At 71.4% G+C, this 15,589-nt stretch carries 14 protein-coding genes; 13 read left to right on the top strand and 1 reads right to left on the bottom strand.

From position 1 onward, the window contains the following. Positions 1-197: 197 nt before the first annotated feature. Positions 198-701, bottom strand: coding sequence for a transcriptional regulator (locus tag ACFVU9_RS37670; protein ID WP_031072501.1), 504 nt, complete (start codon positions 699-701; stop codon positions 198-200). A gap of 328 nt (positions 702-1,029) precedes the next feature. Here ACFVU9_RS37670 and pyrR point away from each other — a divergent pair, with 328 nt between their 5' ends. The 13 genes from pyrR to metK all read left to right on the top strand — a co-directional run bounded on the left by pyrR (position 1,030) and on the right by metK (position 15,454). Continuing rightward, entirely contained in the window at positions 1,030-1,641 is a 612-nt protein-coding gene (gene pyrR, locus ACFVU9_RS37665) for a bifunctional pyr operon transcriptional regulator/uracil phosphoribosyltransferase PyrR (RefSeq protein WP_380498450.1), read from the top strand. A 5-nt stretch (positions 1,642-1,646) separates the two neighbouring features. Then, positions 1,647-2,636 (top strand): aspartate carbamoyltransferase catalytic subunit, encoded by a 990-nt coding sequence (locus tag ACFVU9_RS37660; protein ID WP_380446304.1) that lies wholly within the window; start codon positions 1,647-1,649, stop codon positions 2,634-2,636. Then, entirely contained in the window at positions 2,633-3,937 is a 1,305-nt protein-coding gene (locus ACFVU9_RS37655; protein ID WP_380446305.1) for a dihydroorotase, read from the top strand. Before ACFVU9_RS37660 ends, ACFVU9_RS37655 begins: the two co-directional genes overlap by 4 nt. After that, positions 3,934-4,527, top strand: a complete 594-nt coding sequence (locus ACFVU9_RS37650; protein WP_380498448.1) for a hypothetical protein — start codon at positions 3,934-3,936, stop codon at positions 4,525-4,527. The genes ACFVU9_RS37655 and ACFVU9_RS37650 overlap by 4 nt, the downstream gene beginning before the upstream one ends. Continuing rightward, positions 4,524-5,681 carry a glutamine-hydrolyzing carbamoyl-phosphate synthase small subunit gene (gene carA / locus ACFVU9_RS37645; RefSeq protein ID WP_387601398.1) on the top strand — a complete coding sequence of 386 codons (1,158 nt, stop codon included), beginning with the start codon at positions 4,524-4,526 and terminating at the stop codon, positions 5,679-5,681. Before ACFVU9_RS37650 ends, carA begins: the two co-directional genes overlap by 4 nt. Further along, positions 5,674-8,982, top strand: coding sequence for a carbamoyl-phosphate synthase large subunit (carB, locus tag ACFVU9_RS37640; protein ID WP_387601395.1), 3,309 nt, complete (start codon positions 5,674-5,676; stop codon positions 8,980-8,982). Before carA ends, carB begins: the two co-directional genes overlap by 8 nt. Before the next feature lie 110 nt (positions 8,983-9,092). After that, complete coding sequence (locus tag ACFVU9_RS37635; protein ID WP_387601392.1) at positions 9,093-10,196, top strand: quinone-dependent dihydroorotate dehydrogenase; 1,104 nt, start codon at positions 9,093-9,095, stop codon at positions 10,194-10,196. A gap of 35 nt (positions 10,197-10,231) precedes the next feature. Continuing rightward, entirely contained in the window at positions 10,232-11,065 is an 834-nt protein-coding gene (gene pyrF, locus ACFVU9_RS37630; protein ID WP_380446310.1) for an orotidine-5'-phosphate decarboxylase, read from the top strand. A gap of 376 nt (positions 11,066-11,441) precedes the next feature. After that, complete coding sequence (gene mihF / locus ACFVU9_RS37625) at positions 11,442-11,768, top strand: integration host factor, actinobacterial type (protein ID WP_030056187.1); 327 nt, start codon at positions 11,442-11,444, stop codon at positions 11,766-11,768. A 49-nt stretch (positions 11,769-11,817) separates the two neighbouring features. Further along, positions 11,818-12,375 (top strand): guanylate kinase, encoded by a 558-nt coding sequence (gene gmk, locus ACFVU9_RS37620; RefSeq protein WP_380446311.1) that lies wholly within the window; start codon positions 11,818-11,820, stop codon positions 12,373-12,375. A 37-nt stretch (positions 12,376-12,412) separates the two neighbouring features. Continuing rightward, a complete protein-coding gene (rpoZ, locus tag ACFVU9_RS37615; protein ID WP_359967357.1) occupies positions 12,413-12,679 on the top strand; it encodes a DNA-directed RNA polymerase subunit omega in 267 nt (88 codons plus the stop codon). Positions 12,680-12,828: 149 nt separating this feature from the next. Continuing rightward, positions 12,829-14,088, top strand: a complete 1,260-nt coding sequence (gene coaBC / locus ACFVU9_RS37610; protein ID WP_387601388.1) for a bifunctional phosphopantothenoylcysteine decarboxylase/phosphopantothenate--cysteine ligase CoaBC — start codon at positions 12,829-12,831, stop codon at positions 14,086-14,088. A gap of 157 nt (positions 14,089-14,245) precedes the next feature. Then, the gene (metK, locus tag ACFVU9_RS37605; RefSeq protein WP_380446313.1) at positions 14,246-15,454 is read left to right on the top strand and encodes a methionine adenosyltransferase; all 1,209 of its coding nucleotides are present in this window, start codon (positions 14,246-14,248) and stop codon (positions 15,452-15,454) included. The last annotated feature ends 135 nt before the right edge of the window (positions 15,455-15,589 follow it).

The following is a 15,589-nucleotide window of genomic DNA, read 5'->3' as shown; positions in this document are numbered from 1 at the left end:
CCGAGGCGCCGGGGAGACACAGGGGAAGGCACCGGGAAGGCACGGGAGAAGCGCCGGCCCCGGCTGCTGGAACCACCGCTGCTGGAAACACCACGGCGCGGCCCCCGGGTTCCGGGGTGCCGCGCCGTGACGTTTCTGCTTGCCCGAAAGGGCGGGACGAGCCTCGTTTCCGCTGGCGGGAGCCGGTGCGGGGAGCGTCAGCTCGCCTCCTCCTCGCGCACCGCGCGGCGCGCGTCGGGGTTGAGCACGCCCCACGAGATCAGCTGCTCGGTGAGGATCGACGGCGACTGGTCGTAGATGACGGCCAGGGTGCGCAGGTCGTCCTGGCGGATCGACAGCACCTTGCCGTTGTAGTCGCCGCGCTGGCTCTGGATGGTCGCCGCGTAGCGCTGCAGCGGGCCGGCCTTCTCGGACGGGACCTGGGTCAGTCTCTCCAGGTCGAGCACCAGGCGCGGCGGCGGCTCGGCCGCGCCGCCCGGGGTGCCGCCGGGCAGCAGCTCCTGGACCGGGACGCCGTAGAACTCCGCCAGCTCGGCCAGCCGCTGCACGGTGACCGCACGGTCGCCGCGCTCGTACGAACCGACGACGACTGCCTTCCAGCGCCCCTGGGACTTCTCCTCGACACCGTGCAGGGAGAGACCCTGCTGAGTGCGGATCGCTCGGAGTTTGCCTCCGAGCTGCTTCGCGTAGTCGCTGGACATTGATCTCCCCGGACGAGATTGCTTCGCGTTCAGTGGTGGGTCACGGGCGATTGCCGACGCCGTTACCGGTGGGTTCGACGTCCGTCTCGTAACTCACTGTGAGGTTACGTAGAGTAAGGTGTTGCGTCAAGCCGAATGGGGCAGTCGTGCGAATGGCCTGCGTCCGGGGTGCGTCGGGCGCGTTAACCCGGTGAAGCGGAATGGTGCAGGTCCGTTTGCCCGCTTGCGCGCTGATAGGATTGCCGAAGCCCGCGCCCGGTCGGCGGGGGCCATCCCAGACATCCTTTAAGGCCCGTCCAGTGAGGCGGGGAAGGAGGTCCGCTTCGGCATGACCACACACCAGGATCCGTCACCCCGAGCACCGCACCAGGTGCTGGACGGCGCGGACATCGCCCGGGTCGTCACCCGGATAGCGCACGAGATCGTCGAGCGCGCCAAGGGCGCGGAGGACGTCGTGCTGCTCGGCATCCACACCCGCGGCGTCCACCTCGCCCGCCGCCTGCGCGACCGGCTGGCCCAGATCACCGGCCGCGAGATCCCGCTCGGCACCCTGGACATCACGATGTACCGGGACGACCTGCGGCTCAAGCCCGCCCGCGCCCTGGAGCACACCGAGATCCCGGCCGGCGGCATCGACGGCAAGCTCGTGATCCTCGTCGACGACGTGCTGTTCTCCGGCCGCACCATCCGCGCCGCGCTCGACGCGCTCGGCGACATCGGCCGCCCGCGCGCCGTCCAGCTGGCCGTCCTGGTCGACCGGGGCCACCGCGAGCTGCCGATCCGCGCCGACTACGTGGGCAAGAACCTGCCCACCTCGCTGCGCGAGGCCGTGCAGGTGCGCCTGGCCGACACCGACGGCGTGGACGCCGTTCTGGTCGGCGACCGCGACCACAACCAGCGCTCGTCGCAGGCCCTGACCGAACCGCACCTTCCGGAGTAGCCCGCGTGATGCGCCACCTCGTCTCCGCCGCCGATCTCACCCGCGACGACGCGCTGCTGATCCTGGACACCGCCGAGGAGCTGGCCCAGCTCTCCGGGCGGGCCGTGAAGAAGCTGCCCACGCTGCGCGGCCGGACCGTCGTCAACCTCTTCTTCGAGGACTCGACCCGCACCAAGACCTCCTTCGAGGTCGCCGAGAAGCGCCTCTCGGCGGACGTCATCAACTTCTCCGCCAAGGGCTCGTCCGTCTCCAAGGGCGAGAGCCTCAAGGACACCGCGCTGACCCTGCAGGCCATGGGTGCCGACGCGGTCGTCATCCGCCACCACGCCTCCGGCGCGCCGGCCCGCCTGGCGCAGTCCGACTGGCTGCACGGCAGTGTCATCAACGCCGGTGACGGCACCCACGAGCACCCCACCCAGGCGCTGCTCGACGCCTTCACCATGCGCCGCCACCTCAACCCGGGCAGTGGCAAGGACCTCGCAGGGCGCCGGGTGACGATCGTCGGCGACGTCCTGCACAGCCGGGTCGCCCGCTCCAACGTCCACCTGCTGACCACCCTCGGCGCCCAGGTCACCTTCGTCGCCCCGCCGACGCTGCTGCCCATCGGCATCGAGAACTGGCCCTGCGAGATCAGCTACGACCTGGAGAGCGTGCTCCCCAAGACGGACGCGCTGATGATGCTCCGGGTGCAGCGCGAGCGGATGAACGCCGCGTTCTTCCCGACCGAGCGGGAGTACAGCCGCCGCTACGGCATGAACGGCCCGCGGATGACCCAGCTGCCCGAGCACGCGATCGTCATGCACCCCGGCCCGATGGTCCGCGGCATGGAGATCACCGCCGAGGTCGCCGACTCGCCGCGCTGCACCGCGGTCGAGCAGGTCGCCAACGGCGTGTCGGTCCGCATGGCCGTGCTGTACCTGCTCCTCGGCGGGGCCGTCTTCGCCGACGGCCCGAACGACGCCGCCCGCACCGAATCCGTGGAGACCGCCAAGTGACCACCTACCTGATCCGCAACGCCCAGATCGCCGGCGGCGCCCCGCAGGACCTCCACCTCGCCGACGGCGTGATCAAGGCGATCGGCACCGGCCTGGCCGTCGAGGCCGACATCGAGATCGACGCCACCGGCCTGATCGTGCTGCCCGGCCTGGTCGACCTGCACACCCACCTGCGCGAGCCCGGCCGCGAGGACGCCGAGACCGTCCTCACCGGCACCCAGGCCGCCGCGATGGGCGGCTTCACCGCCGTGCACGCGATGGCCAACACCACCCCGGTGGCCGACACCGCCGGCGTCGTCGAGCAGGTCTGGCGGCTCGGCCAGGAGGCCGGCTACTGCGACGTGCAGCCGGTCGGCGCCGTCACCGTCGGCCTGGAGGGCAAGAAGCTCGCCGAGCTCGGCGCCATGCACGAGTCCGCCGCCGGCGTCCGGGTCTTCTCCGACGACGGCAAGTGCGTCGACGACGCCGTGCTGATGCGCCGCGCGCTGGAGTACGTCAAGGCCTTCGACGGCGTCGTCGCCCAGCACGCCCAGGAGCCGCGGCTCACCGAGGGCGCGCAGATGAACGAGGGCCAGGTCTCCGGCGAGCTCGGGCTCGGCGGCTGGCCGGCCGTCGCCGAGGAGTCGATCATCGCCCGCGACGTGCTGCTCGCCGCGCACGTCGGCTCCCGGCTGCACGTCTGCCACGTCTCCACGGCCGGCTCGGTCGAGATCATCCGCTGGGCCAAGGCCAAGGGCTGGGACGTCACCGCCGAGGTCACCCCGCACCACCTGCTGCTCACCGACGAGCTGGTCCGCTCGTACGACCCGGTCTACAAGGTGAACCCGCCGCTGCGCACCGCCGCGGACGTCCAGGCGCTGCGCAAGGCGCTGGCCGACGGCACCATCGACGCCGTCGCCACCGACCACGCGCCGCACCCGGCCGAGGACAAGGACTGCGAGTGGGCCGTCGCCGCGATGGGCATGGTCGGCCTGGAGACCGCGCTGTCGGTCGTGCAGCAGACCATGGTCGACACCGGCCTGCTGAACTGGGCGGGCGTCGCCGACCGCATGTCGCACCGCCCGGCCCGGATCGGCCGTCTCGCCGGGCACGGCCGGCCCGTCTCGGTCGGTGAGCCGGCCAACCTGGTGCTGTTCGATCCCGCGTACCGTGGTGCCGTGAACCCGGACAGCTTCGCCACCCGCAGCCGCAACACCCCCTACAAGGGCCTCGACCTGCCCGGACGGGTGCACGCCACCTTCCTGCGCGGCCGGGCCACCGTCCTGGCCGGGGAGCTCGTCGAGCAGGGCGTCGACGCGTGAGTTTCCACCGCACGCCCGCCCCGCTCGCCCCGTTCACCCCGCTGGCCCAGGAACAGGCCAAGGTCCACGACTGGCCCGGGTACATCGGCTGGGCCGTCGGCCTGCTGATCGTGATCGGGCTCGTCTACTGGCTGATGCGCCAGGGCTGGAACTGGCGGCGCACGCTGCAGTCCGGCATCCCGCCGCTGCCCGCCGTGCCGGCCGGCGCCGGCCGGACCATCCTGGAGACCAGCGGCCGGTACCACGGCACCACCACCGCCGGGAACTGGCTCGACCGGGTCGTCGCGCACGGCCTGGGCAACCGCAGCCGCGCCGACCTCATCCTCGGCGAGGACGGCCTGCTGGTGCGCCGCCCCGGCGACGTCGACCTCTGGATCCCGGCCGGGCACCTGACCGGTGCCCGCACGGACTCCGGAATCGCCGGCAAGGTCGTCCCGGCCGGGATCCTCGTCGTCACCTGGACGCACGAGGGCACCGAGCTGGACTCCGGCTTCCGGGCCGACCACCCCGACGAGCACGCCGCCTGGGTCGAGGCGGTCGCTCACCTCGCAACACGTACGAAGACGAAGACGGAAGAGGCCGCGCAATGACCGCACCTGCCCCCACCACGCAGCGCCAACGGCGGGAACGCGTCCCGGCCGTGCTCGTCCTGGAGGACGGCCGGACCTTCCGCGGCCAGGCCTACGGCGCCGTCGGCGAGACCTTCGGCGAGGCGGTCTTCAACACCGGCATGTCCGGCTACCAGGAGACCCTCACCGACCCGTCGTACCACCGCCAGGTGGTCGTGATGACGGCCCCGCAGATCGGCAACACCGGCTGGAACGACGAGGACGACGAGTCCAAGCGGATCTGGGTCGCCGGGTACGTCGTGCGCGACCCCGCCCGGGTCGCCTCCAACTGGCGCTCGCGCCGCTCGCTGGACGACGAGCTCGTCCGCCAGGGCGTCGTCGGCATCAGCGGCATCGACACCCGCGCGCTCACCCGGCACCTGCGCGACCGCGGCGCCATGCGCTGCGGCATCTTCTCCGGCCCGGCGCTCGCCGACCCGGCCGCCCTGCTCGCCCGGGTGCAGCAGTCACCCGAGATGAAGGGCGCCGACCTGTGCGCCGAGGTGGCCACCACCGAGCCGTACATCGTCCCGGCCATCGGTGAGAAGAGGTTCACCGTCGCCGCGCTGGACCTCGGCATCAAGGCGATGACCCCGCAGCGGATGGCCGAGCGCGGCATCGAGGTCCACGTGCTGCCGGCCAACGCCTCCCTGGAGGACGTCTACGCCGTCAACCCGGACGGCGTCTTCTTCTCCAACGGCCCGGGCGACCCGGCCACCGCCGACCAGCAGGTCGCCGTGGCGCAGGGCGTGCTGGAGCGGAAGACCCCGTTCTTCGGGATCTGCTTCGGCAACCAGATCCTGGGCCGCGCCCTCGGCTTCGGCACCTACAAGCTCAAGTACGGCCACCGCGGCATCAACCAGCCGGTGCAGGACCGCACCACCGGCAAGGTCGAGGTGACCGCCCACAACCACGGCTTCGCCGTGAACGCGCCGCTGGACAAGGTGAGCGACACCCCCTACGGGCGGGTCGAGGTCTCCCACGTCTGCCTCAACGACGACGTGGTCGAGGGCCTGCAGGCGCTCGACGTGCCCGCCTTCAGCGTGCAGTACCACCCCGAAGCGGCCGCCGGCCCGCACGACGCCGCCTACCTGTTCGACCGCTTCGTGAAGCTCATGGAGGGCCAGCGTGCCTAAGCGCACTGACATCAAGTCCGTCCTGGTGATCGGGTCCGGCCCGATCGTGATCGGCCAGGCCGCCGAGTTCGACTACTCGGGCACGCAGGCCTGCCGGGTCCTCAAGGCCGAGGGCCTGCGGGTCGTGCTGGTCAACTCCAACCCGGCCACGATCATGACCGACCCGGAGATCGCCGACGCCACCTACGTCGAGCCGATCACTCCGGAGTTCGTCGAGAAGATCATCGCCAAGGAGCGCCCCGACGCGCTGCTGCCGACCCTGGGCGGCCAGACCGCGCTCAACACGGCGATCTCGCTGGACGCCAACGGCGTGCTCGCCAAGTACAACGTCGAGCTGATCGGCGCCAAGGTCGAGTCGATCCACAAGGGCGAGGACCGCGAGCTCTTCAAGGGCGTCGTCGAGGCCGTCAACGCCAAGATCGGCCACGGCGAGTCCGCCCGCTCGGTCATCTGCCACACCATGGACGAGGTGCTGGCCGGCGTCGACACCCTCGGCGGCTACCCCGTCGTCGTGCGCCCCTCCTTCACCATGGGCGGCGCCGGCTCCGGCTTCGCCCACAACGAGGAGGACCTGCGCCGCATCGCCGGCCAGGGCCTGACCCTCTCGCCGACCACCGAGGTGCTCCTGGAGGAGTCCATCCTCGGCTGGAAGGAGTACGAGCTGGAGCTGATGCGCGACAAGAACGACAACGTCGTGGTCGTCTGCTCCATCGAGAACTTCGACCCGATGGGCGTGCACACCGGTGACTCGATCACCGTGGCCCCGTCGATGACGCTCACCGACCGCGAGTACCAGATCCTGCGCGACATCGGCATCGCCGTCATCCGCGAGGTCGGCGTCGACACCGGCGGCTGCAACATCCAGTTCGCGGTCAACCCCGAGGACGGCCGGGTCATCGTCATCGAGATGAACCCGCGCGTGTCCCGCTCCTCGGCGCTCGCCTCCAAGGCCACCGGCTTCCCGATCGCCAAGATCGCCGCCAAGCTGGCCGTCGGCTACACGCTCGACGAGATCCCCAACGACATCACCGAGGAGACCCCGGCCTCCTTCGAGCCGACCCTCGACTACGTCGTCGTCAAGGTGCCGCGCTTCGCGTTCGAGAAGTTCCCGAGCGCCGACGCCACCCTCACCACGACCATGAAGTCCGTCGGCGAGGCCATGGCCCTCGGCCGCAACTTCCCCGAGGCGCTGCAGAAGGCGCTGCGCTCGCTGGAGAAGAAGGGCTCCCAGTTCAGCTGGACCGGCCCCGTGGGCGAGAAGGCCGCGCTGCTGGCCAAGGCGGTCGTGCCGACCGACGGCCGGATCAACACCGTGATGGACGCCATCCGGGCCGGCGCCACCGCGGAGGAGGTGTTCGAGGCCACCAAGATCGACCCGTGGTTCGTCGACCAGCTCTTCCTGCTCGACGAGATCGCCGGCGAGCTCGCCGACGCCGCCGAGCTCACCCCGGACCTGCTGCGCCACGCCAAGCGGCACGGCTTCTCCGACCAGCAGATCGGCGAGATCCGCGGCCTGAAGCCGGACGTCGTCCGCGAGGTGCGCCACGCGCTCGGCATCCGCCCGGTGTTCAAGACCGTCGACACCTGCGCCGCCGAGTTCGCCGCCAAGACCCCGTACTTCTACTCGTCCTACGACGAGGAGAACGAGGTCGCCCCGCGCACCAAGCCCGCGGTGATCATCCTCGGCTCCGGCCCGAACCGCATCGGCCAGGGCATCGAGTTCGACTACTCCTGCGTCCACGCCTCCTTCGCGCTGGCCGAGGCCGGGTACGAGACCGTCATGGTCAACTGCAACCCGGAGACCGTCTCCACCGACTACGACACCTCCGACCGGCTCTACTTCGAGCCGCTCACCCTGGAGGACGTCCTGGAGATCGTCCACGCCGAGCAGCAGGCCGGTCCGCTCGCGGGCGTCATCGTCCAGCTCGGCGGCCAGACCCCGCTCGGCCTCGCCCAGGCGCTCAAGGACAACGGCGTGCCGATCGTCGGCACCCAGCCCGAGGCGATCGACCTCGCCGAGGAGCGCGGCGCCTTCGGCCGCGTCCTGCGCGACGCCGGCCTGCCGGCGCCCAAGCACGGCACCGCCTTCTCCTTCGAGGAGGCCAAGGCGATCGCCGACGAGATCGGCTACCCGGTGCTCGCCCGCCCGTCCTACGTGCTCGGCGGCCGCGGCATGGAGATCGTCTACGACGAGGCCTCCCTCGCCTCCTACCTGGAGCGGCACGCCGGCCTGATCTCCGAGCACCCGGTGCTCATCGACCGCTTCCTCGACGACGCGGTGGAGATCGACGTCGACGCGCTCTACGACGGCACCGAGCTCTACCTCGGCGGCGTCATGGAGCACATCGAGGAGGCCGGCATCCACTCCGGCGACTCCGCCTGCGCGCTGCCCCCGATCACCCTCGGCGGCTACGACATCAAGCGCCTGCGCACCTCCACCGAGGCCATCGCGCGCGGCGTCGGCGTCCGCGGCCTGATCAACATCCAGTTCGCGATGGCCGGCGACATCCTCTACGTCCTGGAGGCCAACCCGCGCGCCTCCCGGACCGTCCCGTTCACCTCCAAGGCCACCGCGGTGCCGCTGGCCAAGGCGGCCGCCCGGGTCTCGCTCGGCGCCACCATCGCCGAGCTGCGCGCCGAGGGCATGCTCCCGGCCGAGGGCGACGGCGGCACGCTGCCCGCCGACGCGCCGATCGCGGTCAAGGAGGCCGTGATGCCGTGGAGCCGCTTCCGCGACGTCCACGGCCGCGGGGTCGACACCGTCCTCGGCCCGGAGATGCGCTCGACCGGTGAGGTCATGGGCATCGACAAGGTCTTCGGCACGGCCTACGCCAAGGCCCAGGCCGGCGCCTACGGCGCGCTGCCGACCAAGGGCAAGGTCTTCGTCTCCGTCGCCAACCGCGACAAGCGCAACCTCGTCTTCCCGGCGCGCGCCCTGGTCAGCCTCGGCTTCGAGGTGCTCGCCACGGCCGGCACCGCCGAGGTGCTCCAGCGCGGCGGCATCCCGTCCACGCTGGTGCGCAAGCACAGCGAGGGCGAGGGCCCGAACGGCGAGAAGACCATCGTCCAGCTGATCCACGACGGCGAGGTCGACCTCATCATCAACACGCCGTACGGCACCGGCGGGCGCCTGGACGGCTACGAGATCCGCACCGCGGCCGTCGCCCGCGCCGTGCCCTGCCTGACCACCGTCCAGGCGATGGGCGCGGCCGTCCAGGGCATCGACCGGCTGCTGCGCGACGAGGTCGGGGTGATGTCGCTCCAGGAGCACGCCGAGCTGATCAACGCCGGCCGCAAGTAGCACCACCGCAGTGGGGGGCACCGAAGCCAGTCGGGTGCCCCCCACTTCCATGCCCGCGATTCGACCTGCCGCGCTGTGAACACCGCTGCTCGCTCCGGGAGTTGACCCCCTTGTACAAGCTTCTGTTCGACCTCGTCTTCAAGAAGATGGGCCCGGAGAAGGCCCACCACCTCGCCTTCTTCTGGATCCGCCTCGCCTCCTCCGTGCCGGGCCTGCGCACCCTCGTCCGGCTGCTGCTCGCCCCGCAGGACCGGGCGCTGCGCACCCGCGCCCTCGGCCTCGACCTGCCCGGCCCGTTCGGGCTCGCGGCCGGCTTCGACAAGAACGGCGTCGGCATCGACGGCCTCGCGATGCTCGGCTTCGACTACGTCGAGATCGGCACCATCACCGGCGAGGCCCAGCCCGGCAACCCGGCGCCGCGGCTGTTCCGCCTGGTCGAGGACCGCGCGCTGATCAACCGGATGGGCTTCAACAACCAGGGCTCGGCCCGGGTCGCCGCCCGCCTCGCCGCCCGCCCGCACACCAGCTCCACCCCGGTGATCGGCGTCAACATCGGCAAGACCAAGGTCGTCGAGGAGGCCGACGCCGTCGCCGACTACGTCAAGTCGACCGAGCGGCTGGCCCGTTACGCCGACTACCTGGTCGTCAACGTCAGCTCGCCGAACACCCCCGGACTGCGCAACCTGCAGGCCGTCGACCACCTGCGCCCGCTGCTCTCCGCCGTCCGCGAGGCCGCCGACCGCACCACCGCGCACCACGTGCCGCTGCTGGTGAAGATCGCCCCGGACCTCGCCGACGAGGACGTCGACGCCGTCGCCGACCTCGCCCTGGAGCTGGGCCTGGACGGCATCATCGCCACCAACACCACGATCGGCCGTGAGGGCCTGCGGGCCGACGCCGCGCGGGTCGAGGAGATCGGCATGGGCGGCCTGTCCGGCGCCCCGCTCAAGGCCCGCGCCCTGGAGGTCCTCCAGCGGCTGCGCGCCCGCACCGGCGGCCGGCTGACGCTCGTGTCGGTCGGCGGCGTGGAGAGCGCCGAGGACGCCTGGCAGCGGATCATCCACGGCGCCGACCTCGTCCAGGGCTACAGCGCCTTCATCTACGAGGGCCCGTTCTGGTGCCGCCGCATCCACAAGGGCCTGTCCGCCCGCGTCCGGGAGGCGGGCTTCCGCAACCTGGCCGCGGCGGTCGGCAGCGCCGTGCGCCCCTCGTGACCCCCCGTACCGCCACTGGAAACCCCGGAGACGACATGACCCTCGCCCCGTTCGGCGCCCGGCTGCGCCAGGCCATGGACACCCGCGGCCAGCTCTGCGTCGGCATCGACCCGCACGCCTCCCTGCTCGCCGCCTGGGGACTCGGCGACGACGTCGCCGGCCTGGAGACCTTCAGCCGCACCGTCGTCGAGGCGCTGGCCGACCGGGTCGCCGTGCTCAAGCCGCAGGCCGCCTTCTTCGAGCGCTTCGGCAGCAAGGGCGTCGCGGTGCTGGAGAGGACCGTCGAGGAGGCCCGCGCGGCCGGTGCGCTGGTCCTGATGGACGCCAAGCGCGGCGACATCGGCTCCACCATGGCCGCCTACGCCGAGGCCTTCCTCGCGCCCGGCAGCCCGCTGTTCTCCGACGCCCTCACCGTCAGCCCCTACCTCGGCTTCGGCTCGCTGCGCCCGGCGCTCGACCTCGCGCGCGAGCACGGCTGCGGGGCGTTCGCGCTGGCGCTCACCTCCAACCCGGAGGGCGCCGAGGTGCAGCGCGCCGTCGGCGCCGGCGGCGAGCCGGTCGCCGCCTCGGTGCTGCGCCAGCTGGCGGCCGAGAACGCCGGGGCCGAGCCGCTCGGCTCGTTCGGCGCGGTGGTCGGCGCGACGCTCGCCGACGCGGGCGTGGACCTCGCGATCAACGGCCCGCTGCTGGCCCCCGGCATCGGCGCCCAGGGCGCGACGATGGCGGACCTGCCGCGGGTGTTCGGCGCCTCGGTGCGCAACGTCGTGCCGAGCGTCAGCCGGGACGTCCTCAAGCACGGCCCGTCGGTGCCGGCGCTGCGCGAGGCGGCCGAGCGGTTCGTGGGGGAGTACGCGGACGCCGTGAAGTAGCGCGGCGCGAAGTGCCGTCCGGGGGCCGGGTGGTAGCCGGCCGGTGACCCTGCGCAGTGTGCGCAGGACCGGGCGGTGCCGCTCCGCCGGGCCTCCGCTTGACGTGAGCGCCGTCACATCGGCGGTGCCAAAGTCTCGCAATCGCGGTCATTTTGCCCCGGAAAGTCCTGGTCGGCCTTGGCTGACCAGGACTTTTCGTGTTCTTTTCCTGACGCGGCGCCGCAATCCGGGTAGTGTCCGGCGATAGGTCATCGAAGAGCCGCGATTCTCGTAGCTCCCGCAGGTCAGGGCCCTGGGGTTCCACTTGCGGAGGTGTCCTGGAGAACCAAACCAGTCATAGCTCAATCCCTTCCTTCCATACCCTGAGGTGAACGGCGTGGCTCTTCCGCCCCTTACCCCTGAACAGCGCACCGCCGCGCTCGCCAAGGCCGCCGAGGCTCGCCGGGAGCGCGCCGAGGTCAAGAACCGGCTCAAGCACTCCGGCGCCTCCCTGCACGAGGTGATCAAGGCCGGCAAGGCCGACAACGACGTCATCGGCAAGATGAAGGTCTCGGCCCTGCTGGAGTCGCTCCCGGGCGTCGGCAAGGTCCGGGCCAAGCAGATCATGGAGCGCCTCGGCATCAGCGAGAGCCGTCGTGTCCGCGGTCTCGGCACGAACCAGATCGCCTCCCTGGAGCGGGAGTTCGGCGGCGGTGCCGCCTGACCGTGCCCCCGTGGTCCCGGGATCGTCCGCGATCCGGGATAATCGGTGCATGAGTGAGCGTCCGCGGCTGACCGTGCTCTCCGGCCCTTCGGGGGTCGGCAAGAGCACGGTCGTCGCTCATATGAGGAAGCAGCACCCCGAGGTCTGGCTCTCGGTGTCGGCGACGACCCGCCACCCGAGGCCCGGCGAGCAGAATGGGGTCCAGTACCACTTCGTCGACAACGACGAGTTCGACAAGCTGATCGCCAACGGCGAGCTCCTGGAGTGGGCCGTCTTCGCCGGCAACCGCTACGGCACCCCGCGCGCGGCGGTGCAGGAGAAGCTGGAGCGCGGCGAGCCCGTCCTGCTGGAGATCGACCTGCAGGGCGCCCGCCAGGTGCGCGAGTCGATGCCGGAGGCCCAGCTGGTGTTCCTGGCTCCGCCGAGCTGGGACGAGCTGGTCCGCCGGCTGACCGGCCGGGGCACCGAGCCGCAGGACGTCATCGAGAAGCGGCTGGAGGCCGCCAAGGTCGAGCTGGCGGCGGAGCCGGAGTTCGACACGACTCTTGTCAACACCTCCGTCGAGCAGGTAGCGGCCGAACTGCTAGCCTTGCTCGGTGTAGGCTGACCTGTCTGTCTTTTCCACCCTTTCGGAAGGTTTTCGCGTGTCCTCTTCCATGACCGCGCCCGAGGGCATCATCAACCCGCCGATCGACGAGCTGCTTGAGGCCACCGACTCCAAGTACAGCCTGGTGATCTACGCCGCCAAGCGGGCGCGTCAGATCAACGCGTACTACTCCCAGCTCGGCGAGGGCCTGCTGGAGTACGTCGGCCCGCTGGTCGACACCCACGTGCACGAGAAGCCGCTGTCGATCGCGCTCCGCGAGATCAACGCCGGCATGCTGACCGCCGAGGCGGTCGAGGGCGCCTGATCCGGTCGACCTCGTAACTCTCCGGAAGGGCCTGGCGGAATCGTTTCCGCCGGGCCCTTCGGCGTTGTGGAGCGGACGGGGCCACGGTGCGGGTGATCGTCGCGGGGCCGTAGGGTGTGCACGTCCCTGGAGTGGAGGAGAGCGGGATCATGAGCGCGACTTCGGACCGGACCGGCGCGGACGCCCCGCGCGTCGTCCTCGGCGTCAGCGGCGGCATCGCGGCCTACAAGGCCTGTGAGCTGCTCCGCCGGTTCACCGAGTCCGGCCACCTGGTCACCGTGGTGCCCACCGCCGCCGCGCTGCACTTCGTCGGCGAGGCCACCTGGGCCGCCCTGTCCGGCCGCCCGGCCGCCACCGAGACCTGGGAGAACGTCCACGAGGTGCCGCACGTGCGGATCGGCCAGCAGGCCGACCTCGTCGTCGTCGCCCCCGCCACCGCGGACCTGATCGCCAAGGCCGCCCACGGCCTCGCCGACGACCTGCTCACCAACACCCTGCTCACCGCGCGCTGTCCGGTCGTGATCGCGCCCGCCATGCACACCGAGATGTGGGAGCACCCGGCCACCCGGGAGAACGTCGCCACGCTGCGCCGCCGCGGCGTCATCGTGCTGGAGCCCGCCGTCGGGCGGCTCACCGGCAAGGACACCGGCAAGGGGCGGCTGCCCGAGCCGGCCGCGGTCTTCGAGGCCTGCCGGGCCGTGCTGCGTCGCGGCGGCGCCGTGCCGACCGACCTGGTCGGGCGCCACGTGGTGGTCTCGGCCGGCGGCACCCGGGAGCCGCTGGACCCGGTGCGCTACCTCGGGAACCGCTCCTCCGGCAAGCAGGGCTACGCGCTGGCCGTGACGGCGGCGGCCCGTGGGGCGCGGGTGACGCTGGTCTCGGCCAACGCGGAACTGCCCGATCCGGCGGGGGTGGACGTCGTGCACGTCTCGACCGCGCTGGAGCTGCGCGAGGCCGCACTGAAGGCGGCGGAGGACGCGGACGCCGTGGTCATGGCCGCGGCGGTGGCCGACTTCCGGCCCGCCGAGTACGTCACCGGCAAGATCAAGAAGGTCGAGGGGGTCGAGCCGGCGCCGGTCGCGCTGGTCCGCAATCCGGACGTCCTGGCCGAGCTGTCCGCCCACCGGACCCGTTCGGGCCAACTGGTCGTGGGTTTCGCGGCGGAGACCGACGACGTGCTCGCGTACGGCCGCGCCAAGCTCGCCCGCAAGGGCTGCGACCTGCTCGTCGTCAACGAGGTCGGCAACGGCAAGGCCTTCGGGACGGACGTCAACGAGGCCGTGGTGCTGGGCTCCGACGGCAGTGAGACGGCCGTTCCGGTGGGTCCCAAGGAGGTGCTCGCGGACGTGGTCTGGGACTTGGTCGTGGAACGGCTGGAAACGGTCGGCAACCGGACAGAAGGCGCTTGAGTCCGGTCGGAGAGCCACTTGATAACGGTCTCGTTTTCCGGAAGCGGGTGACGTTCGACGGAACCTGACCGTTAGACTCCAGGAATCAAGTCTTTCCGGATGTCCCCGGTCCGCCGGGGGCCTTCAGTCAGCAGCCGCTGCAACCCCAGGGAGCGCTGTGTCTCGCCGCCTGTTCACCTCGGAGTCCGTGACCGAGGGACACCCCGACAAGATCGCTGACCAGATCAGCGACACCATCCTCGACGCTCTCCTGCGGGAGGACCCGACCTCCCGGGTCGCCGTGGAGACGCTCATCACCACCGGCCAGGTGCACGTGGCCGGCGAGGTGACGACGAAGGCGTACGCGCCGATCGCCCAGCTCGTCCGGGACAAGATCCTGGAGATCGGTTACGACAGCTCCAAGAAGGGCTTCGACGGCGCCTCCTGCGGCGTGTCGGTGTCCATCGGTGCTCAGTCGCCCGACATCGCGCAGGGCGTCGACACCGCGTACGAGGCTCGGGTCGAGGGCGATGAGGATGACCTCGACAAGCAGGGTGCCGGCGACCAGGGCCTGATGTTCGGCTACGCGTCGGACGAGACCCCCGAGCTCATGCCGCTGCCGATCACCCTGGCGCACCGCCTGTCGCGCCGCCTGACCGAGGTCCGCAAGAACGGGACCATCCCGTACCTGCGCCCCGACGGCAAGACCCAGGTCACCATCGAGTACGACGGCGACAAGGCCGTCCGGCTCGACACCGTGGTCGTCTCCACGCAGCACGCCTCGGACATCGACCTGGAGTCGCTGCTCACCCCGGACATCCGCGAGTTCGTCGTGGAGCCGGAGCTCAAGGCGCTCGCCGAGCAGGGCATCAAGCTCGTGACCGACGGCTACCGGCTGCTGGTCAACCCGACCGGCCGCTTCGAGATCGGCGGCCCGATGGGCGACGCCGGCCTGACCGGCCGCAAGATCATCATCGACACGTACGGCGGCATGGCCCGCCACGGCGGCGGCGCCTTCTCGGGCAAGGACCCGTCCAAGGTGGACCGCTCGGCCGCGTACGCGATGCGCTGGGTCGCCAAGAACATCGTCGCCGCCGGCCTCGCCCGCCGCGCCGAGGTCCAGGTCGCCTACGCGATCGGCAAGGCCGAGCCGGTCGGCCTGTTCGTCGAGACCTTCGGCACCGAGACCGTCCCGGTCCTCGACATCCAGAAGGCCGTCAGCGAGGTCTTCGACCTGCGCCCCGCCGCGATCATCCGCGACCTCGACCTGCTGCGCCCGATCTACTCGCAGACCGCCGCGTACGGCCACTTCGGCCGTGAGCTGCCGGACTTCACCTGGGAGCGCACCGACCGCGTGGACCAGCTGAAGGCCGCCATCGCCGGCTGATCCGTCCGGATTCCCGGAAGCGGGGGCCCCCCCCCCCCCGGGGGGGGGGGCCGGTATGCGGGGGCAGGGCGGGTGGCCATGGAGTTCTGTGGTTAGGATTGAAGCACAAAAAGGGGGTAAAGCAGTGGAGTATAA

It is taken from the genome of Kitasatospora sp. NPDC057936 (assembly GCF_042887525.1).
In the GTDB taxonomy this organism is placed as follows: Bacteria; Actinomycetota; Actinomycetes; order Streptomycetales; family Streptomycetaceae; genus Kitasatospora.
The sequence above is the reverse complement of the archived record's forward strand: the minus strand, read 5'-3'. Positions and strand labels throughout refer to the sequence as shown.

Excerpts from the sequence above, each read along its gene's own strand:
- ACFVU9_RS37670 (WP_031072501.1), bottom strand. The coding sequence starts at position 701 with ATGTCCAGCGACTACGCGAAGCAGCTCGGAGGCAAACTCCGAGCGATC.
- pyrR (WP_380498450.1), top strand. The coding sequence starts at position 1,030 with ATGACCACACACCAGGATCCGTCACCCCGAGCACCGCACCAGGTGCTG.
- carA (WP_387601398.1), top strand. The coding sequence starts at position 4,524 with ATGACCGCACCTGCCCCCACCACGCAGCGCCAACGGCGGGAACGCGTC.
- pyrF (WP_380446310.1), top strand. The coding sequence starts at position 10,232 with ATGACCCTCGCCCCGTTCGGCGCCCGGCTGCGCCAGGCCATGGACACC.
- gmk (WP_380446311.1), top strand. The coding sequence starts at position 11,818 with ATGAGTGAGCGTCCGCGGCTGACCGTGCTCTCCGGCCCTTCGGGGGTC.
- coaBC (WP_387601388.1), top strand. The coding sequence starts at position 12,829 with ATGAGCGCGACTTCGGACCGGACCGGCGCGGACGCCCCGCGCGTCGTC.